Source organism: Paenibacillus sp. strain BS8-2, from assembly GCF_054483835.1.
Window position 1 is genome coordinate 4,175,793 of the sequence record NZ_CM137010.1, and the last position, 21,271, is coordinate 4,197,063.

At 47.9% G+C, this 21,271-nt stretch carries 17 protein-coding genes and 1 other RNA gene; 16 read left to right on the top strand and 2 right to left on the bottom strand.

The window, feature by feature from the left end:
* The first annotated feature begins 186 nt into the window (after positions 1-186).
* The 10 genes from glyQ to rnpB all read left to right on the top strand — a co-directional run bounded on the left by glyQ (position 187) and on the right by rnpB (position 10,913).
* Positions 187-1,074, top strand: a complete 888-nt coding sequence (gene glyQ / locus ACX1C1_RS17765; RefSeq protein WP_458953506.1) for a glycine--tRNA ligase subunit alpha — start codon at positions 187-189, stop codon at positions 1,072-1,074.
* Positions 1,067-3,148, top strand: coding sequence for a glycine--tRNA ligase subunit beta (gene glyS, locus ACX1C1_RS17770; RefSeq protein WP_458953507.1), 2,082 nt, complete (start codon positions 1,067-1,069; stop codon positions 3,146-3,148). The genes glyQ and glyS overlap by 8 nt, the downstream gene beginning before the upstream one ends.
* Positions 3,149-3,182: 34 nt before the next feature.
* Positions 3,183-4,001, top strand: coding sequence for a pyruvate, water dikinase regulatory protein (locus ACX1C1_RS17775; protein WP_458953508.1), 819 nt, complete (start codon positions 3,183-3,185; stop codon positions 3,999-4,001).
* 62 nt (positions 4,002-4,063) lie between these two features.
* Positions 4,064-4,546 carry a YaiI/YqxD family protein gene (locus ACX1C1_RS17780; RefSeq protein ID WP_458953509.1) on the top strand — a complete coding sequence of 161 codons (483 nt, stop codon included), beginning with the start codon at positions 4,064-4,066 and terminating at the stop codon, positions 4,544-4,546.
* Positions 4,547-4,616: 70 nt separating this feature from the next.
* The gene (gene dnaG / locus ACX1C1_RS17785) at positions 4,617-6,446 is read left to right on the top strand and encodes a DNA primase (protein ID WP_458953510.1); all 1,830 of its coding nucleotides are present in this window, start codon (positions 4,617-4,619) and stop codon (positions 6,444-6,446) included.
* Between the two features lie 35 nt (positions 6,447-6,481).
* The gene (gene rpoD, locus ACX1C1_RS17790; RefSeq protein ID WP_458953511.1) at positions 6,482-7,612 is read left to right on the top strand and encodes an RNA polymerase sigma factor RpoD; all 1,131 of its coding nucleotides are present in this window, start codon (positions 6,482-6,484) and stop codon (positions 7,610-7,612) included.
* Between the two features lie 7 nt (positions 7,613-7,619).
* A complete protein-coding gene (locus tag ACX1C1_RS17795) occupies positions 7,620-8,546 on the top strand; it encodes a hypothetical protein (protein ID WP_458953512.1) in 927 nt (308 codons plus the stop codon).
* Positions 8,546-9,328 (top strand): tRNA (adenine(22)-N(1))-methyltransferase, encoded by a 783-nt coding sequence (locus ACX1C1_RS17800; RefSeq protein ID WP_458953513.1) that lies wholly within the window; start codon positions 8,546-8,548, stop codon positions 9,326-9,328. Before ACX1C1_RS17795 ends, ACX1C1_RS17800 begins: the two co-directional genes overlap by 1 nt.
* The gene (locus ACX1C1_RS17805) at positions 9,295-10,416 is read left to right on the top strand and encodes a Nif3-like dinuclear metal center hexameric protein (protein WP_458953514.1); all 1,122 of its coding nucleotides are present in this window, start codon (positions 9,295-9,297) and stop codon (positions 10,414-10,416) included. Before ACX1C1_RS17800 ends, ACX1C1_RS17805 begins: the two co-directional genes overlap by 34 nt.
* 91 nt (positions 10,417-10,507) lie before the next feature.
* Positions 10,508-10,913, top strand: an RNA gene (rnpB, locus tag ACX1C1_RS17810) — RNase P RNA component class A.
* Between the two features lie 108 nt (positions 10,914-11,021).
* Here the strand turns inward: rnpB and ACX1C1_RS17815 are convergent.
* Positions 11,022-12,872, bottom strand: a complete 1,851-nt coding sequence (locus ACX1C1_RS17815; RefSeq protein WP_458953515.1) for a S8 family peptidase — start codon at positions 12,870-12,872, stop codon at positions 11,022-11,024.
* Between the two features lie 271 nt (positions 12,873-13,143).
* Here ACX1C1_RS17815 and ACX1C1_RS17820 point away from each other — a divergent pair, with 271 nt between their 5' ends.
* The 6 genes from ACX1C1_RS17820 (at position 13,144) to helD (ending at position 19,976) form a co-directional block, all read left to right on the top strand.
* Positions 13,144-13,644, top strand: a complete 501-nt coding sequence (locus tag ACX1C1_RS17820) for a YpuI family protein (RefSeq protein WP_458953516.1) — start codon at positions 13,144-13,146, stop codon at positions 13,642-13,644.
* Between the two features lie 54 nt (positions 13,645-13,698).
* Positions 13,699-13,911 carry a DUF1540 domain-containing protein gene (locus ACX1C1_RS17825; RefSeq protein WP_458953517.1) on the top strand — a complete coding sequence of 71 codons (213 nt, stop codon included), beginning with the start codon at positions 13,699-13,701 and terminating at the stop codon, positions 13,909-13,911.
* Between the two features lie 7 nt (positions 13,912-13,918).
* Positions 13,919-14,353, top strand: coding sequence for a hypothetical protein (locus ACX1C1_RS17830; RefSeq protein WP_458953518.1), 435 nt, complete (start codon positions 13,919-13,921; stop codon positions 14,351-14,353).
* 205 nt (positions 14,354-14,558) lie between these two features.
* Complete coding sequence (locus tag ACX1C1_RS17835; RefSeq protein WP_458953519.1) at positions 14,559-15,338, top strand: ABC transporter ATP-binding protein; 780 nt, start codon at positions 14,559-14,561, stop codon at positions 15,336-15,338.
* Complete coding sequence (locus tag ACX1C1_RS17840; RefSeq protein ID WP_458953520.1) at positions 15,335-17,674, top strand: alpha/beta hydrolase; 2,340 nt, start codon at positions 15,335-15,337, stop codon at positions 17,672-17,674. Before ACX1C1_RS17835 ends, ACX1C1_RS17840 begins: the two co-directional genes overlap by 4 nt.
* Positions 17,649-19,976, top strand: a complete 2,328-nt coding sequence (gene helD, locus ACX1C1_RS17845; protein WP_458953521.1) for an RNA polymerase recycling motor HelD — start codon at positions 17,649-17,651, stop codon at positions 19,974-19,976. Before ACX1C1_RS17840 ends, helD begins: the two co-directional genes overlap by 26 nt.
* On the opposite strand, the gene ACX1C1_RS17850 is transcribed toward helD, so the two are convergent.
* Complete coding sequence (locus ACX1C1_RS17850; RefSeq protein ID WP_458953522.1) at positions 19,966-20,874, bottom strand: PAS domain-containing protein; 909 nt, start codon at positions 20,872-20,874, stop codon at positions 19,966-19,968. The two genes, helD and ACX1C1_RS17850, sit on opposite strands and share 11 nt — an antisense overlap.
* Positions 20,875-21,271 lie beyond the last annotated feature (397 nt).

A 21,271-nucleotide genomic window follows, 5' to 3' on the forward strand; every position in this document is an offset into this window, starting at 1 on the left:
CTAGAACCAAAGAGGGTTGATCCTGACAACGACTATTGTTGCTCGTGTGACAACCAAGTAGGGTGGAACCGCGGGATTGATACTCTCGTCCCTACGTCTGGGAACAGACGTAGAGGCGAGAGTTTTTTGCGTCCCTACATGTTATGGATTCCAGGACCATTAACTGAGGTAGAAGGAGTGTAACGGATGAATTTTCAAAACATGATCTTAACGCTGCAGCAATTCTGGGCAGAGCAAAATTGTATTCTCGTGCAGCCGTACGATACAGAGAAGGGTGCAGGAACGATGAATCCGATGACGTTTCTGCGTTCAATCGGACCTGAACCGTGGAATGTAGCGTATGTGGAGCCATCGCGTCGTCCTGCAGATGGTCGATACGGGGAGAACCCGAATCGGTTGTACCAGCATCATCAGTTCCAAGTTATTCTGAAGCCGTCACCTGACAACATTCAGGAGTTATATTTGGAGAGTTTGAAACGTCTTGGTATCGACGCTCTGGACCATGACATTCGTTTTGTTGAAGACAACTGGGAGTCACCTACACTTGGGGCGTGGGGACTTGGCTGGGAAGTATGGCTCGATGGTATGGAGATCACACAGTTTACGTATTTCCAACAGGTTGGTGGCATTGACGCGAACCCAGTAGCGGTAGAAATTACATACGGCATGGAGCGTCTTGCTTCCTATATTCAGCAAAAAGAAAATGTATTCGACCTGGAATGGGTGGAAGGCGTCACGTATGGGGATGTATTCTTGCAGCCTGAATACGAGCATTCCAAATATACGTTCGAAACCTCTGATACAGCAATGCTGTTCACGCTCTTCAATATGTATGAGGAAGAAGCTCGAAGAACGATGGAGCAGAAGCTGGTGTTCCCTGCTTATGACTACGTACTTAAGTGTTCGCATACGTTTAACTTGCTTGATGCCCGCGGAGCGATCAGCGTGACGGAGCGTACTGGTTATATTACACGCGTACGTAATCTGGCGCGCGAGTGCGCAGCTACCTACTATGAAGAGAGAGAGCGGCTCGGATTCCCGCTGCTAAAGAAAGGAGTGGAGAACAATGGCTAAGGATCTATTACTGGAGATTGGTCTCGAAGAGGTACCGGCCAGATTTGTCCGCTCTGCGATGAATCAATTAAAGGATAAGTTGGATAAGTGGCTGTCTGATCAACGGATCGAACATCAGGGTATTGAAGCTTATGCCACACCAAGAAGACTTGCGGTAATCGTACGAGCGGTAGAAGAGAAACAAGCGGACAGCAACGAAGAAGCAAAAGGTCCATCTCGCAAAATCGCGTTGGACGAAGCCGGAAATTGGAGTAAAGCTGCTCTTGGGTTTGCACGCAGTCAGGGCGTAGAGCCAGATCAATTTTATTTCCAGACGTTGGCGGGAGTCGAATACGTATATGCGCGTAAGAGCAGTATCGGTGCCGCAACGGCAGGACTGCTTGCCGATGGTCTTAGCACGCTGATTACATCCATGTCTTTCCCGAAAAATATGCGTTGGGGCAGCTACGATTTGAAATTCGTTCGTCCAATTCGCTGGCTTGTTGCACTGTTTGGCGAAGAAGTGGTGCCGTTCGAGATTACCGGCGTGCAGACGGGGAGGATCACTCGCGGGCATCGATTCCTTGGACAAGAAACAACGATCGCAGCTCCATCAGGTTACAAGGAAGCATTGCGTTCGCAGCACGTTATTGTTGATGTGGAGGAACGTCAAGCGTTAATCGTGTCCCAAATTCAGCGCCTTGCTTCGGAGAAGGACTGGAATATCGCGATCAAAGATGACTTGTTAGAGGAAGTTCTGTTCCTTGTCGAATATCCGAACGTTTTGTTCGGCACATTCGATCCTTCCTTCTTGCAGATTCCTCAAGAGGTATTGATCACTTCGATGAGGGAGCATCAACGTTATTTCCCTGTATTAGACGGCGAGAGCAAGCTGCTTCCGTTCTTCGTGACCGTGCGCAATGGCGATACCAGAAGTATTGAGCTGGTTGCTAAGGGTAATGAAAAGGTACTTCGTGCACGTCTATCTGATGCCAAGTTCTTCTACGCGGAAGATCATAAGTTGACGATTGACCATGCGCTGGGCAAGCTCGAAAGTATCGTCTACCACGAGGAACTGGGCACAGTAGCAGACAAAGTTCGTCGAATTACCGCGACCTCCAAATTGATCGCACAGGCACTCGGAGTTGTTGGTGAGCAAGGAGAGCGGGTAGCGCGTGCAGCTGCCATCTGTAAATTCGATCTTGTTTCCCAGATGGTATACGAGTTCCCAGAGCTGCAAGGGATCATGGGCGAAGATTATGCGAAGAAAGCCGGCGAGCATCCATCCGTCGCTAAAGCTGTTAACGAGCACTACCAGCCAAGATTCGCGGGCGATGCGATTCCGTCTGAATTAGAAGGTGCTATTGTCAGTCTTGCAGATAAAATCGACACGATCGTTGGCTGCTTCTCCATCGGCATCGTTCCAACGGGATCACAAGATCCGTATGCGCTTCGTAGACAAGCATCGGGTATTGTTAACATCCTATTGGGTCAGAATTTGCGTATGGGTCTTAGCGAGCTTTACGAAATCGGTATCTCCGTTCATGAAGCGCGTGGCCTGAAACGTTCCAGCGCGGAAATTCGTAAGGATCTGAACGACTTCTTCTCGCTGCGCGTTAAGAATTGGCTATCCGAGCAAGGCAGCCGTTACGATGTTGTCGATGCTGTAATGGCAATCGGCTTTGATAATCTGGCATTGACAGCTAGTCGTGCTTCGGCAGTTCAGACTCTTGTAATCGGCTCAGGAAAAGCTGAATTCAAAAGCGTGGTAGAGGCATTTAATCGTGTAGGCAACCTTGCTGGCAAGGCGGAAGGAAAAGGATTTGATCCTGCTCTATTCACGGAAGCAACGGAGCATCGCCTAATTGAGGCGTGGACATCTGCTCGTCCCGGCATTCTGACTGCTATTGAACGTCAAGATGTCGCTTCTGCCATTGAGCAGTTATCGACTTTGCGACCTGCAATCGTGGACTACTTTGACAGTGTAATGGTCATGGATAAGGATGATAAGATCCGTGCCAATCGACTTGGGACTTTGTCTGCTATCGCGAGTGACATTGCTCTTGCCGCCGATTTCTCTAAGCTGGTGTGGTAAAACAACCTCGATCGACGAACGGGAGGTCTAATCCATGGGGAATCTCGATAAACCAGAAGTGATTGTATATGTTGTATCCGATGCGGCTGGTGATACGGGGGAGCTGGTCGTTCGCGCCGCGATCGCTCAGTTTCATCCTATTCATGCCGAAATTCGGCGATCGCCATTCGTGACGGAATATTCCGCGCTTGCCCGTATTGTGGAACAAGCAAAGTTCTCACATGCCATTGTGTTGTATACACTTGTTATACCGGATCTTAGGGATTCCATGAGACGTTTAGCAGAAGAAAGCGGCATCGTCGCGATCGATCTGTTAGGTTCTTTTATCGAGACACTGGAACAACGGACAGGGAAAAAGTCTAGACAGGAGCCTGGTCTCAACCATGTGCTCGATGCGGATTATTTCCGAAAGGTTGAAGCCGTGGAATTCGCGGTTAAATATGATGATGCAAGAGATACATCGGGCGTAACGAAAGCAGACATTGTGTTAGTTGGAGTGTCGCGCACCTCTAAGACGCCGCTCTCCATGTATCTTGCGCATCAGAAATTCAAGGTGGCCAACGTTCCTCTCGTTCCAGAGATTAAACCGCCAGACGAACTGTTCAAGTTGCCCAAACGAAAGGTCATCGGACTTACAATCGACACCGCCTACCTCAATATCATCCGCAAGGAAAGATTAAAAGCATTAGGTCTTCCTAATACAGCGGCATACGCTACAACGGATCGGATCGAAAAGGAGCTTCGGTATGCCGAGGAAATTATGAATCGGCTTGGTTGTTTCGTCATTGATGTTTCGCATCGTGCTGTGGAGGAAACCGCTAGCTTGATCATGGAATATGTACGGAAGCAATAAAGGAGTTTTCTAAAGGGCTGACGTATATAATAGTAAAGACTTTAAATTCACAAGCGGTGATAATGATGACAGATACTCAGCGATTACATCCTTCGATTGTTGTAGATGCGGATTCGTGTCCAGTCAAAAATGAGATTGTTGGCACAGCTTCGCAATTCAGTGTTTCTGTCCTAATGGTTGCTTCTCATGATCATCGACTAGAGCCAAGACCTGGTGTCGACATCGTACAAGTTGACCGCAGCGATCAGTCGGTCGACCTTTACATCGTTAATCATATTAAACGAGACGATGTCGTGATCACCGGTGACTTCGGACTCGCTTGCGTCGCGATCGGCAAAGGTGCCATTGTTCTATCGCCAAGAGGTGAACAATATACGGATGCCAACATCGATTATTTGATGGAACGCAGGCATGAGAGCGCAAGAAGAAGACGGGCTGGCGGTCGAACGAAAGGTCCAAGAGCGATGTCAGCAGTAGATCGGAATGCTTTTCAACAAAAGCTGACAAAAGTTTTGTCTGCTTTGCAGGAGAAAGATGACATATAGCGAATAATATTAGAAATCTAAGTTTGTAGAGAAATCTGTTCTCACAGATTTAGAATGTAGGTGATGAACGATGACAAGCGGTAAAATACCGGAGGAAGTGATTGACGCCGTCCGGAAGCGTCATGACATCGTCGAAACGGTTGGGAAATACGTTCATCTTACGAAACAAGGCAAATACATGAAGGGTTTATGTCCTTTTCATTCCGAGAAGTCACCTTCGTTTACTGTCACTCCGGAGCTTCAGATATTCCATTGTTACGGCTGCGGCAAGAGCGGGAATGTTATCCGATTTGTCGAAGAGATGGAGGGCTATAGCTTCCCCGAGGCGGTAAGAATTCTCGCAGAAGAAGCGAACATGCCCATTACTTGGCAGGAAGGCGGCAACGGCAGAGCCGCTCCGAACCCGGAGCGAGAGAAGCTCGTTGAGGCACATGAGCTGACGATCAAGTTTTATCATTATTTGCTGAATAATACGAAGCAAGGCAGTCAGGCAAAGCGGTATCTTCGTGATCGGGGATTAAGCGACAAACTGATTGACCACTTCATGCTGGGTTATGCCCCGGATGAGTGGGATGTTCTGACCCGCTTTTTGGTTGGAAGGGGATTCGAGCCTGCGTTGCTCGAGAAGGGCGGTCTACTGTCAGCCAAACATGATGGCAGTGGTCATGTTGATCGATTCCGGGGTCGAATTATGTTCCCGTTATGGGATGGCAGCGGCAAAGCTTCAGGCTTCGGCGCGCGAATCATTAATGAGGGACAACCAAAGTATCTAAACTCTCCGGAGACGATGCTTTTTACGAAGAGCAGGACGTTATATAACCTGCACGACGCCAAAGCCGCAATCCGGAAGAGCAAGCAGGTCGTTTTGTTTGAAGGGTATATGGATGTCATCAAGTCTTGGCAAGCTGGTGTTAAAAACGGAGTAGCTACAATGGGTACGGCACTTACAGAGGAGCATTGTTCGATCCTACGCCGCCACGCGGAAGAAGTACTCGTATGTTATGACGGAGATGACGCCGGACAAGCTGCAGCCAGCAAGTCGATACCGCTTCTGGAGAATGCCGGACTCAAGGTGATGATTTCAGTCTTGCCGAAAGGCAAGGATCCAGACGATTATATAAGCGAATACGGTCCGGAGTCATTCTTGCGAGATGTAATGGACAACCCCGTCTCGGTTACAAAATTTAAGCTTATATATTCAAGGAAAAACCATATACTGCTAAAAGAAGAAGACCGAAAAAACTACCTGATGGAAGCTGTGGAAATCGTGGCGGGATTAGACTCCTCCACGGAACGCGAAGTGTACTTGAAGGAATTGTCCCGCGAATTCGATATATCCCTCGATGCGCTCAAACAAGATAGCCATGCTATCCGCGCAGAAGCGCAAAAAAAGAAGCCGCAAGGGGATAATAACGACAATTCGTGGAATAATGGTAGGAATGAAAAGCGCCGTACGTCCGGAGCTCCCAAGATACTGCCGGCTTACGCTTATGCGGAGCGAAGATTACTGCATGTCATGATACGGGATCGAGACGTAGCCGAAACGGTGCATGAGAGGATTGGCGACTCGTTCAACGTTGAGGATCACGCAGCGCTTGCTGCTTATCTTTACGCCTACTACGCACAAGGGTATGAGCCCGACGCCGCACGTTTTATCTCCACCTTGCATGACAAGCGCCTGGAGGAGGCGGCAACGGCGATCTTGCTGCTCGATGACGATTCGCCGATAGACGATTCGATATTGGATGCCTACGTGCTGACCATTCTTAAAGTACCGCAGATCAGGGATGTTGAACGAAAGAAAGAAGAGATGGTGCGTGCTGAGCGCGCGGGCGATGCCTTATTGGCAGCGCAATTAGGACTTGAGATTATAACCCTAGAAAGACAGCTGAAAGGTTGACAAAGCAAGGCGTCTAGGGAGGAAGGAGTCGGAATATGGCGAACGATCAACATACTGAATTAGATGCCGAACAGAAGCTGGATCAAGTCAAGGATAATCTGATTGAACAAGGGAAAAAGAGATCCTCCTTAACTTATAAAGAAATTATGGAGAAATTATCTCCTTTCGATCAGGATCCAGAACAAATCGATGAATTTTTCGAGCAACTCGACGACTTGGGAATTGAGGTGCTAAACGAAAACGACGAAGAAAATCGTCTTAGCTCGTCAAACGAGGAGCAGGAGCGCGAAAGCGACGATTTTAACTTCGACGATGATCTGGCACTTCCTCCAGGTATCAAAATTAACGATCCCGTCAGAATGTATTTGAAGGAGATCGGACGAGTACCGCTATTATCCGCGGATGATGAGATCGAGTTGGCTATTCGTATCGAGAATGGCGACGAAGAAGCGAAACGTCGTCTGGCTGAAGCGAACCTGAGGTTAGTTGTCAGTATCGCTAAGCGGTATGTCGGACGCGGGATGTTATTCCTTGACCTTATACAGGAAGGGAATATGGGTCTCATTAAAGCGGTCGAAAAATTCGATCACCAAAAGGGCTTCAAATTCAGTACGTATGCAACCTGGTGGATTCGTCAAGCGATCACTCGTGCAATTGCCGACCAAGCACGTACCATCCGGATCCCTGTACACATGGTGGAGACGATTAATAAGCTGATCCGGGTATCCCGTCAGCTGTTGCAAGAATTAGGCCGTGAACCATCTCCGGAAGAAATCGCAGTGGAGATGGAGCTGAGCACGGAAAAGGTTCGAGAAATTATGAAGATTGCTCAAGAACCGGTATCGCTTGAAACACCAATTGGTGAAGAAGACGATTCGCATCTTGGTGACTTTATCGAGGATCAGGAAGCCTTGGCTCCTGCAGATGCTGCCGCTTACGAACTGCTCAAGGAACAGCTGGAAGATGTATTAGATACATTGACTGAGCGTGAAGAGAACGTCCTGAGACTTCGCTTTGGCTTAGATGATGGTCGTACTAGAACGCTTGAGGAAGTGGGCAAGGTGTTTGGCGTCACTCGCGAGCGGATTAGACAGATTGAGGCAAAGGCGCTTCGCAAGCTGCGTCACCCGAGCCGGAGCAAACGCTTAAAAGATTTCCTAGAATAAGTATTGGATGATGACCTTTCTGCTGCTGCAGCGAGGTCTTTTTTCCATCCTGCTACTATTGGACACTGGCCGAGAGGACGAGTCGACGTTGAATGATGAACGCAAAATAACGATTATTACGGAAATTGAACATTGGAGAAGGAGCAAACTCCTTCCAGATCAATATTGTGATTTCTTGCTTAATCTATATGCCGACCCAGATGAACATCCGAAACAAGCTCGCAACGGCTCGGCGGTTCCTGTCGTAGGTAAAGCGATCACGGCTGTTCAGAATGCAACAGGCAAGCAATGGCTCCTTACATTTGGTACATTTACCTTAATTTCGTTTGTTGTGCTTTATTTTAGCCGTTTTCATCCAGCATTGCAAATCTCTGTTGTCCTTGTTGCTGTAGCTGCCTTTCTCCGCTCCGGACATAAGCTAAGAAGTCGCAATGCTGCGGCTTCGATGACATTCTTGAGTATCGGTATGCTAGTGCTGCTTGGCGGAGGATTATATATGCTGGATCTGCACGGTATAACGGAGTGGGGTTATCGGGTCATTGTCATCGCCGCAAGTGCATTGTTCTGGATTATTTACGGGATTCGTGCTCAGATACATATGCTGCATCTAAGCGGTTGGTTGGTTATGTTATTATTGTATGGCTGGCTTCTGTCCCGATTCACAACGACGACATTATGGTTTGAGATTCAACTGTTCTGGATGCCTCTTGCAATCTTGTTCGGCTGGAGCGCATGGTTCTTCCACCGCTGGACGAAACCGGTCGCGGCTGTTCTGTTCGTAACCTGCGCGTTAGCATGGTTTATGCCAGAATTATATACGGTAGCGGTTCTCGAGTTTAATATGTGGCTGCAGCTGCAGCTATTGATCAAAATCGCGATAGGCGGAGGATTGTTGTTCGCTTTGCGCAAGCAATGGATGGTGTGGGTAGCGTAATGATTAAATTGTCTAAACGTCTGCAGCGTATTGCGGACTTTGTATCGAAGGGAGCACGTGTGTCAGATATCGGTTCTGACCATGCTTTGTTGCCGATCTATCTTGTGAAAAATTCCATATGCCCTTCTGCGATCGCTGGGGAGCTTAACGCTGGTCCATTCCAGGCCGCGCGTAAGGGCACAGCAGATGCAGGTTTGTCTACATCCATTTCCGTTCGCCAAGGCAACGGACTCGCCGTGCTGAAGCCTGGAGAGACGGATACGGTGACCATCGCGGGGATGGGAGGCAGCTTAATGAGCGACATCCTCGAGGAAGGTTACCGCAACGGTAAGCTGGATGGGGTGAAGGAGCTTGTCCTTCAACCAAACGTCGGCGAAGATGAGGTTCGCTCATGGCTGCTCAGAAGAGGATGGTTTCTGCAAGCGGAAGACATTCTTGAGGAAGATGGCAAGATCTACGAAGTGTTACACGCTATAGCCGACACGGATGCTATTGCTTCCAATACAAGGATTTACGACAGTTCCTTCCTGAAGCTTCCTTATGAAAAAGAATTGTTGAATAACGTATTATTGCGGATGGGACCTCATCTCTTACGCCAAGGAAGTCCTGTATTGACGGTCAAATGGAAGTCGGAAATCCATAAATTAGAACGAATCATCAAACAGATGTCCAGCTCCGATGCTACAGAATCGATGCTTAAGGCCAATCAATTCCGCAAGGAGATCGAAATCATTGAGGAGGTGCTGCAATGTTTGCCAACGGGCATACCGTCGTCCAATTGATGGAACGACTAGCACCGAAACATTATGCCGTAGAAAACGATAAAATCGGCTTGCAGCTCGGTACGCTTGGCAAGCCGATCCACAAAATAGTAGTAGCGCTTGATGTGACCGAAGCCGTTGTCGATGAAGCAATTACTGCTGGAGCAGATCTGATTATCGCTCATCATGCGATTATTTACCGCCCGCTTGCTAAGCTTGACACTTCAACACCAGCGGGAAAGCTATATGAGAAATTAATCAAAAACGATATAGCGGTATACATCTCGCACACCAATCTGGATGTGGCTAAAGGCGGCATAAACGATTGGCTGGCGGATCAAGTAGGGATCTTGCCAGAAGACCGCCAAAGTCTTGAAGAAGTACATACCGATAAGATCTACAAATTAGTTGTGTTCGTCCCGGAAACGCATCAAGAGATCGTCCTGAACGCGATTATGCATGCAGGAGGCGGTCATATAGGCGATTATAGCCATTGCAGCTTTATTAGCAAAGGAACGGGTACCTTTATGCCAGAAGAGGGCAGCACGCCGTTTATCGGCACTCAGCATAAGCTGGAGAGGGTTAATGAAGTGCGAATCGAGACAATCGTGCCGCATTCGGTTCATCGTAAAGTCATATCTGCGATGCTAAAGGCGCATCCTTACGAAGAAGTAGCCTATGATTTGTACCCAATAGAACTAAAAGGCCGCGTGTTTGGACTTGGTCGTGCAGGCAAGCTGGAGCATTCCACGACGCTTGGTGAATTGGCCAACCAATTGAAACAAGCGTTTGATGTGCCGATGTTAAGAGTCGTAGGAGATCCCGATACTCCGATTCATAAAGCAGCCGTTCTGGGAGGTTCAGGAGGCCGTTATGTGCGTCATGCGAGGTTTGCAGGAGCGGATGTCTTAATTACAGGAGATATTGATTATCATACCGCTCACGACGCGCTAGCCGATGGCATGACGATTATCGATGCAGGTCACAATATCGAGAAGGTCATGAAAAAGAAGCTTGCTTCATGGTTAACTAATGAGCTAAAAGCAGCCAAATATTCGACGGAGGTTGTTCCTTCCATGCTCAGCACCGAACCGTTCACCTTTATGTAAGGTGAGATTGTTGGTAAACCTGCAGAAATTCGGCAGCAAGCCAAGGGTTGAGCTTTGTGGAGAAACCTTGTATACTTAGTTCTGCAAACGGAAAGTTTGACAGACAATCGCTGGCAGCCTTGTTGCTGCGAGAGGAAAGTCCGGGCTCCACAGGGCAGGATGCTGGATAACGTCCAGTCAGCGCGAGTTGAAGGATAGTGCCACAGAAATGGACCGCCGATGGCCGGCCTAGTGCCGGATCAGGTAAGGATGGAACCGTGGTGTAAGAGACCACGAGGAGCGCAGGTGACTACGTTCCTGGTAAACCCCATCTGGAGCAAGACCGAGAGGACGCGGCAGCCTTGCGCTGCAGCCTTAGCCCGAGGCGCGTCCGGGTGCGTTGCTGGAGCTGTGCAGCAATGTACAGCCTAGATAGATGATTGTCGCTTCACAGTGGGAGGGTCGTTCCCGATTGTACCACCAGAAGTACAGAACCCGGCTTACGGCAAACTTTCCGCAACGACTACAACATTCACACAAACAAGCTGCTCCATAACGGAGCAGCTTTTGTTTGTTGTAGCCTTCGTTATAGCTGTGTCACATCTACGACTCTTCATTCTCGCATCTCACTTTGGTTCCGTTTGTGCCAAGCGACGTTTCACCTTCTGAGGGAAGTTCTGAAGGGCGCCTCCGAAGCTTGTTGCGGCATGAAGTGCTTTGTTTAGGTCGATTTCCCCGTATCCGAAATAGATGTCTTTGCCGTCCGTACCCAAATCCTGAGCGGAGGAACGCATGATCTCCATCACTTCTTCGTTCGTCAGATCTGGATTGACAGAACGAATGAGCCCGGCAAGCGCTGCGACGTGAGGACTTGCCATTGATGTGCCGGATAGTGCGGCATACTGGCTTCCCGGATAGGTGCTGGCTATGCTGTCGCCTGGCGCCGCTACGTCGATATAATCGCCATAGTTGGAGAACGAAGCTTTTTCCTTATTATTTGTGGTGGCCGCTACAGCAAATACTTCAGGGTATGCAGCGGGATATCCAGGACGATCCGTATTATCGTTGCCGCTTGCCGCGATCAGCACCACATCTCGCTCGTAAGCATATTTAATCGCATCGTGAAGGAAATCGGCTTGCGCATAGTTGCCAAGGCTCATATTAATAACTTTGGCGCCGTGATCGACGGCCCAAATAATCCCTTGTGCAACGGAGTAAGTGGAGCCAGCCCCGCTGCTATCCAGAACTTTGACAGGCATAATTTTGTTATACCATGATACGCCTGCTACGCCTTCTCCATTGTTAACCGATGCTCCGATAATACCGGCAACATGCGTACCATGTCCGACATCGTCATTAGGCGAGGCGCTGCTGTCAATAATGTTGGTGCCGCTTATCAACTTATCCGATAGATCGGGATGGTTGCTCTGCACCCCTGTATCCAGAACAGCAATGATAACACCTTCATCGCCCTTCGATACAGCCCAGCCATGCTCAGCTCCGATCGAAGGTAAATTCCATTGGTATTGCGAATACAATGTATCATTCGGAATAACAGTATCTTCCGACACGGTTTCATTCGTCATATACAAGTAGTGTGGTTCTGTATATTCAGGTTTCCAATTCATCTTGAAGTATTCCATTAATTGTTTCGTTTCGATGGTATTGGACCGGAATACATACGTATCTCCGATTCGCTGTATTTGCTCTGCATTGACATCCTTTTTGATCTTGAGCAAGTCCGCTTCAGATGGCTGAGCAGGGAAATGAACGACAACATCGCGAATATGATAGTGGCTGGCATTGCCGTTATCTTCGCCATTCCGAACGGTGATATCCTTGGTTGAATTGGGCGCTACAGATTCGATCCGGTAATTTCCTTCGGACGGATAAGGAATAAGCCGCAAATTACGTTTTTGGTGTAGTTCGACTTGACCGATAACATCTTGTTTAATAATGCCGATTACACCGCTGCCTCGTGTGTTTGTATCCGGTACACCGATAACAACGTATCGACTTTTATTTGTTGCAACAAACGGTTTGGATTCATAGCTTTGATTCGAACGCAGCTTAGCGGCAGCATCCTTCAGATAACTTTTGGCAATCCCATTTGAGGTAGTCGGTATGGTGCCGCGGTGCAGAGACTTGCCCGAGGACTGCCAGTTCACGTAACTGAAGTGTGCATGCTCCTTCATAAGCCCGTCAATCGCTGCCGATGCAGTCCTAGCGGAATGTCCGCTTGCGAGCAGTACTTGCCGGAAGTCTTTGACAGACTCCGCTGTCATGAGCAGCTCCGTGGCGTCCAAGTCATGCTGCAATTCCATCAATTTCAGCTTATGCTCCTTGCTTGCAGAGAATGGAATCGACTTTGGCGTCTCGCGATTAGTACCGGTACGCGGTGCGAATAGCGGCGTTGCTGGTAGTAGCAGCGCGGCGATGGCAATGATGGTGAAAGCGGCGATCCAAGATTTTCGCATGACTAGCCTCCGTTATTTATGAAATGAACATGTTCCTTGTTCTTAGACTCCTACGTAAGAGACGAAATTATGCGATGAGTCAGGAATCGCCAGTACCGTTTCAATGGAATTTGTGGTACGATGTTGATGTTTATAGTTTTTTTGAAATATAAGAAAAAATCGTACTTGTCATACGGAACTTATATTTCAATGTGAAACGCAACTTATTCTCGCCATGTGCCGGTTTAAGCCGTTTACACTTGCCTGGAATTAGGAAAGGGGATCTACCACCATGCCGTCCACGAATGTTAAAGCTTTAACTGAAACCTCACGCGAAAAATTGAAAGAAGCTGTTGCCCAGCTCGAACCGTTCCTGAACAATCACTCCCTAACAGGACTGGTTGGAGAAGATGGAGCAGAAGGAGCTGAGCTCTTCTACAAAGGATTAATGTCCGACCTGCGCCATTTGTTGGTCTATTCTGAAGTCGCAGTAGAAAAGCTGGGAGTATTGCTCAGAAGACCGAATTTCGATACCGAGCAAGGCGATCGCGTTTTGTATGAAGTTTACCATCATTGCGTTAACGCATTTTTCTATCCGAAAAATGAATGTTATTCTGAAGACGGACGTTATGCTTACACAGGTCAAGACGCCATCCGATTCCGGTACAAGCCGGTTCGCGTAGCTCGCGATATCGTGCTTGCTGTTTCCAAGATTTATGAAGAGCTTCGTGATGACTTATCGTATTACGAAAGCGACTATATGACGCAGCGCCGCATGCAAGGACAAAAATAGGTAAGAATGAATCACTTCCGCTTGAGGGACAATGAGAGCGGAGGTGATTTTTTTATGCCAAAAGGCGTAAGTTGCAGCGTAGCCAATTGCAGTTTCTGGAAGGAAGGCAATAATTGCGGAGCAGCAGAAATCACGATCGACATTGATCAACATGCCAATGGATCATTCAAAGAAGAGTTTGCGTCGGACGAGCTAGGGCTGTTCCACCAGGATCAAGCTGAACAATCCGCGTCAACCTGCTGCCACACCTTTAAACCAAAGGAGTGAAAAGACAATGACTGATCAAGTGAAGCATGATGACGATGTGTACAACAATCATGAGCTTAGAACAGGGCATGAACGATTGTATGAACCAACCAATACAGGTACTCCGACAAATTTGCCCAATGCCGGCGACTTGAATACGGAAATGGGTGCCGACTTTGCTTACGGCATGCCAGTAGCTTCAGGTGATTATCAGAAGCATGGCGATGTCAGTTATATCTCGGAAACCGAAAGCAGCGGTACGGCATTAGGTTGGATTTCGCTTGTATTTGCGATTGCTTCATGGTTTATATGGCCAGTTCTTATCGGCGCAGCAGCAGCCGTACTGGGTTTCATTGCTTATCGCCAAGGAGCGAAGGGGCTTGGAGCTTGGTCGATCACAATTGGACTTGCAGCACTTGCACTTAATTTGGTTATTGTTCCTCTTTATTACGCCATGACGTAACGCATGATCGCAAAAGGATCGAAAAAGCTGCCTTCGGGCAGCTTTTTTATTAAGATCCAAAAGGAACGAAAAAGCGAGGCAAAGCACGTGTCGTCGTGACTATTCTACACGCATTCCAATTGACAGCCGAAAGCGCTATGATTACAATAGGAAACCTAATTCGATAAGGAACTGGTTAAGAATGGCACAGGGGGAGGATACATACATGGTAATCGACATCCATAATATTTCATGGGAACGCGGGGAAGAAACGATCATTAAAGGTTTGGATTGGCGCGTGCAAAAGGGAGAACACTGGTGTTTACTCGGACTTAACGGGTCGGGCAAGACGACCTTGCTAAATATGATTAACGGATACATCTGGCCGACATCCGGCAATGTAAGCGTACTGGGGCATAAATTTGGCGAATATGATCTCCGTGAGCTGCGTAAGCGGATCGGATGGGTAAGTACGTCGCTTCAGCAGAAACTGTATGGATCTGACACTGCGCTCAAGATTGTACTCAGCGGAGTGAATTCGACTATTGGCGTATATGATGAGCTTGATGAAAGGGATATGGATCGAGCGCAGGAGCTGATGCGTTCGCTCGGATGCGAAAAACTAATTGATCGCACGTATCAGACATTGTCGCAAGGGGAGCGGCAGCGTGTGCTGATCGCTCGCGCATTAATGAACAAGCCTGAGCTGCTTATTCTCGATGAGCCGTGTACGGGGCTTGATATATTCGCTCGAGAGCAGCTGCTCAACATGATCGCTAATATTGCGAAAGAAGACAATCCGCCTACGCTCATATATGTAACGCATCACGTAGAAGAAATATTGCCTTGCTTCGAACATTCCTTGTTGATCAAGCAAGGATCCGTATTTGCGTCAGACCGTACGGAGAAACTGATGACTTCGGAGCAAATGACAACATTCTTAGATGTGCCCGTTCAGATCGAACTCTCGAACGGCAGGTATTGGTTGTCGGTTCAGTCCATATGACCACAGAATTAGGTGAGCTGGAACAGGAATTAGAGGAATTCGATGCGATTAAACTCAGCCGATTAAAGAGACTGGGGCGCTGGGCAACAAGCCGTTATATCATTCGTAACGAACGTGATAAACGTATAAGTCGGATCGCCAGCGGAAGCCTTGTTTTTTTTGCTACGCTTGCGATGTCTCTTGCCACTATGGGGATGCCGACTGGATTAGGCAAATGGCTTGATCAGATCTTATTTCTCGCAGCTAACGGCGTTGGGTTATGGCTTGCGGGTTGGTTCATCACGTTCATCCTGTCCTTATGTTATGTACCGTTTCCTCGAAAGCTTACCGCGATCACATTGTATGCAGCAGGTGAAAGCTATTTCATTTTTTTCTTTTCAGATTTCGGGATATGGCCATCCATCGTGATGGGGGGACTTTATACACTTATGGCATTAGGCCTTGGACTCGGACTTGGATGGCTGATGTCCATAAGAATGGCTATCGGCTTCAAAGCAGGAGTTGCAGCCATAACTGCTGCATGTCTAGTTGGGATCATGTGGTTGCCATTTGCTCCAGGCCCTGAGGAGCTTCCGAAGCGAGAAGTCGAAGCTGCCGGCCTGAATAACGATACTCTACAAGAGGTAATGTTGCCGCAAGCCAAGAGCAGACTTGACAATCCTTCGACGCCAGGCCATTATTCGTTCTCCACACTGTCCTATGGGAGCGGGCAAGATCGTCGACAAGAGGAATTCGGAGATGAAACGGACATCCTATCGCCAAGTGTGGATGCCTCAGCTTATATTACAAGCTGGTCCAAGCTAAAGACGGCTTTCTGGGGATTTGACCAGCATCGACTGCCGTTAAACGGCCGTGTTTGGGTGCCGGAAGGGGAAGGTCCGTTCCCGCTTGTTCTAATGGTGCATGGCAATCATATTATGGAGGATTTTTCTGACGGGGGATATGAATATCTAGGCGAGCTGTTGGCGAGCCGGGGAATGATCGCTGTATCAGTAGACGCAAATTTTATGAATTATTCCGTTTGGTCCAGTTTGCCTAATGACGATATGAAGATGAGGGCATGGCTACTGCTGCAGCATCTTGCTTATTTGAATACGTTAGGTGAAAACAATCAAGACATATTCGCCGCTAATATCGACTGGCAGTCAGTAGCACTAATCGGACATTCGAGGGGCGGACAAGCTGTAGCGATGGCTGCAGACGCCAAACGCTGGTTCTCGGAAGACGCTATCGTGAACAAGGTAGAGGATATCCATATTCAATCGGTCATTGCAATCGCGCCTACAGACAAACGTGTGGAGGATGAAGCGGCGGAGCTTATTGATATTCATTATTTGACCATACAGGGAGCACTGGATGGGGATGTCAATAATTTTTATGGGGACCGGCAATATAATAGAGTATCGTTCACGAATCGAGAAGATCGCTTTAAGGCAGAGATATACATATCGAACGCGAATCACAGCCAGTTTAATACGGACTGGGGTCGGATGGATGAGCGGCTGCCAGGCGGGTTGTTCTTAAATGCAGAGCAGTTAATGGACGAAGATGAGCAACGCCTTGTTGCCGAGGTCTATATCTCTGCGTTCCTTGAGGCAACGTTGCATGGGAACACTGCTTACAAAGCCTTGTTCCAGAATTACCGCATTGGCGAAGAATGGTTACCGGACTCGACTAGATATGTAAACCGTTACGAAGGCTCCGACATGCTGATGATTGATGATTTCGAAGGCTATTCCTCTATTGTGTCAACAGATGAGGCGATGGGTATGGAGAAGGAGGAAACAACAGTAAAGGACAGAGACGGCAACGGAAAAGGAACAAGCGGTATGAAGCTGCAATGGAGTAAGCCGGATGCCTCTTATTCCCTGAACTTCCGAGAAGCCCAAACGGCAAGACTAAGCGACTATAAGGCAGGGAGTCTAACCTTCTCATTAGCGAATATGGAATGGCTAATCCAAGACAAGAAGTTGCTGCCGCCATTGCCTGACATCGAGCTGATTATAACCGATCTCAGGGGGAGAAGCTGGTCAGTCCTCCTGGGAGAGGTCGATCCCCTGCAACCACCGTCATATGCAGCGTTTATGAAGTTTGGCTGGCTGGAGCATCGGGTCAAGGATAACAAATACAAGCAGCCGGCTGAGACCGTCTTGCAATCGTTCGTTATCCCTTTCGAACTGTTCCGGCCCGATGACGGAAGCGAACATTATCTGTCAATCCACGAGATGACTTCGCTTACGTTTAAGTTTCACTCCGATGAAGGTCAAGTGATGATTGACGATATCGGAATGATGAATGAAGGAGGCACTTATGTCGAATATAAATCTTCACCCTGAACAACAGGAGGAACAACAACGAGTAACTGCAATGAGTGCCATCATTGCTGAACGGCTCGAGGCTTTGCGTGCACGCTCTGGTGGAATAAGAGGAGATATTGTTGATATTCGCACCAATTTTTGGGACGATGTGACGGTGAATTTTGAGGATTCTGCGGAGACGGCAGAGACTTATGCCAGTATGAAACAGCAAGCTGAGCTTTTATCTGAACGTGAACGCAGCTATCGGCTTATGGAGCAGCAGTTGGCTACGTTGACGAGGTTAGCACGTTCGCCGTACTTCGGGCGCGTGGATTTGATCGAGGACGGCACGCAACAAAGTGACGCTGAACCGATCTATCTAGGTATTGGATCGCTTCTAGACGATTCAGGCGACCGTTATCTCATCTATGACTGGCGTGCGCCGGTGTCTAGTCTTTATTACGATTACGGTCCTGGACCCGTGCAATACGTCACACCTGGTGGCACGATCACTGGCGAGATGACGTTGAAACGTCAATTCGTTATTCGCAATGGTCGAATCCGGAGTATGTTTGATACGGGTGTTACGATTGGCGATGAGCTGCTCCAGGAGGTTTTGGGACAACAATCGGATGCCAGCATGAAAAGTATCGTTGCTACGATCCAAAGCGAACAAAACAAAATTATTAGAAATGAACGTGCAAAGCTCCTCATTGTACAAGGGGCGGCAGGCAGTGGCAAAACATCTGCTGCTTTGCAACGTGTAGCGTACCTTCTCTACCGATATCGCGGAACATTAAATGCCGATCAGATCGTTTTATTTTCACCCAACCCGATGTTCAACAGCTACGTGTCGACTGTACTTCCAGAGCTCGGCGAACAGAATATGGCGCAAACGACATATCAACAGTATTTGGAGCATCGTCTAAGCCGTGAATTCGAGCTGGAGGATCCCTTCAGCCAGATGGAATCTATCTTGTCTGCTGGAGATACTGATGACGATCGTCATCGGCAGGCGAGTATCGGGATTAAATCTGGCGCGGCTTTTATGGCAACTATCGATGATTATACCGAATCACTGAGACATTCCGGTGTCCTATTTGCGCCCATCCTGTTCAGAGGCAGAGCGTTAATTACAAAAGAAGAGATGGAGCAGCGTTTCTACGATATGGATGTTTCGTTGTCCATACCGAACCGTATACGATTGCTTGCGAATTGGCTGCTAAAAGAGCTTACAGCACTCAGCAAGAAGGAGCGGAGCAAACGTTGGGTGCAGGAAGCGATTGAATTGCTTGATCAGGAAGCGTATGCGGAAGCTTATCAAGAGCTCAGCCGGAAAAATAAATTTACGGAGCATTCGTTTAGTGATTTTGATTCGGAGCAGCGATATCTTGCCGGCATGGTCGTGCAGGAGAAGTTTAAGAAGTTGAGGAGAAAGGTCAAAGGGTTAAAATTTCTGGATGTGCCTAATATATACCGTGCATTGTTCCAGCAAGAGAATGCTGCTATGTTCAATGCCGGAGATATGGAGTGGGAGGGGATATCGCAATATACACTGGCTCAGCTTGATGCCGGCGTCATGCCTTATGAGGATGCCACCCCGTATCTGTATCTGAAAGAAAAGCTAGAGGGATTCCAAACGAATACGAGCGTCAAACATGTATTCATCGATGAAGCTCAGGATTATTCGACGTTCCAATACGCATACCTGAAACGAATATTCCCCAATGCCCGGTTCACGGCGCTTGGAGATTTTAATCAAGCGATATTTGCCCATTCAGGCTCCGGTCAAGGTTTCCATGGATTAGGAGCGTTATTCGAATCCGAAGAAACTGAGCTGATCACCTTGCTTAGAAGCTACCGGTCTACACGGCAAATTGTCGAGTTTACTAGCCGAATCATCCAAGCAGAGGATCAGATCGTGCCGTTTAATCGTAACGGAGAAGAGCCGCGAATTACTATGACGCAAGAGCGAGCAGAATCTATATCCATAATGAAGGAAGTTCTTCTTCGGTGGAAAACGCAGGGCTTTACTTCTTGCGCAGTGATCTGTAAGACGGCTGAGGAATCTAAGCTCCTTCATGAAGCGCTTCACGAGGATATCCCAGAACTCATGCTGATGGGCAAAGCGACATTGACCTTTGAGCGAGGATTAGTTGTTATACCGGCGTACCTGGCAAAGGGAGTTGAGTTTGATGCCGTCATCATAAGCGACGCTTCCGAAACGATGTATCACAAGGAGTCAGAACGTAAACTCTTTTATACAGCATGTACAAGAGCCATGCATGAGCTCCACCTCATCAGCGAGGGTAAGCTGACGCCTTTCCTGTCTATTTCCTGACATGCGGCCAGATCTCTTTCACCTCAACACCAAGCTCGGCAGCAATTAATTCTGCTGTCAAACGTTGCGGTTTGGAGATCTTGCCGTTACGCAGCTTGGATATCGTCTGCAGAGAGATGCCTGTCGAGGCTGACAGGGCTCCTGCGGACATATCACGTTTGGCCATCCATATTCTCAACTTCAGAGACGGCTCCGCTCGATCGTTAGAGGGACGCAGATCCCAGATGACGAATGCAAACTCCTTCAGATTTCCCCACCCGTCCATAATCGGGATATAAGTGAGCTCCAGCTCTACCTCAATACCGCTATGCTTGCTGGTGTGCAATGTTATGCTGTGTTCCCCCGGCTTGCTAGCTGATTGTTCCAAGATGGTACGAATCTGCTCATGATCAACATCCGCAATGAAGGCAAGCAACGACTCGTCTTCTAGGGTTTGATTGGGTTCGAACATGAGCGGGGCAAGCTTGTCACGCAAAAAACGTATATGCATATGCTCATCTACAATTCCGCTAATCAGAATATTCCGACCTAACAATTGTTGGGATATCCAATTATAGGCTGTCAAATCTTCGAATATTACGAGTGCACGATGTAGATTGCTGCGGTCCGGCACTGACTCGTTCGACAGCGGCACTTGTTCGTAACGGACTTGCAACTCGCGTCCCGTCCCCGCAATCGTTGTAATCTCGCTTTTTAGCGCTCTGCGAGTTAAATGCGGTACCGCCGGTAATGGGAGTTTGTATCGTGATCCATTGCCTCCCAACAATTCATCTCTATTGTATCCGAATAAACGAATAAAAGCGTCATTAGCATCTACTAAACGAACGACGCCTTGACGATCCTCGATAACTGCCATCGCTTGGCTATGAACTTTAAAAATTTGCTCGTATACATTCAATTCGGTTTCCTCGATTCTAACTAATTTCACTGACTGACAGACTAATAGTATAAGTCAAGGATGTCCCCCCTTCAACCTGTCCGAATTGCTCGATATGTTTCATATTATGATGTTCGGTTTAATAATTTAAACTTCTCTGTACGATCCGTCGATAATGGACAACAACACGTCCATGTACTCCGCTGAGCTTGATAAATGGACGAATAGCCAACTTTATAATGAGAGTTATTCTCGATAAAATATAGGTTAGCCCAAATTGGCATGAGTTTAAAGGCGGCAATGTTCACAGCGGAATCGGAGGAACAACTATGGAAATTTGCATCATTGAAAATTGCTCAAAGCCTTTGAAAGCGAAGGGTTTATGCTCTATGCACCATCAACGGTTGCGCAGACATGG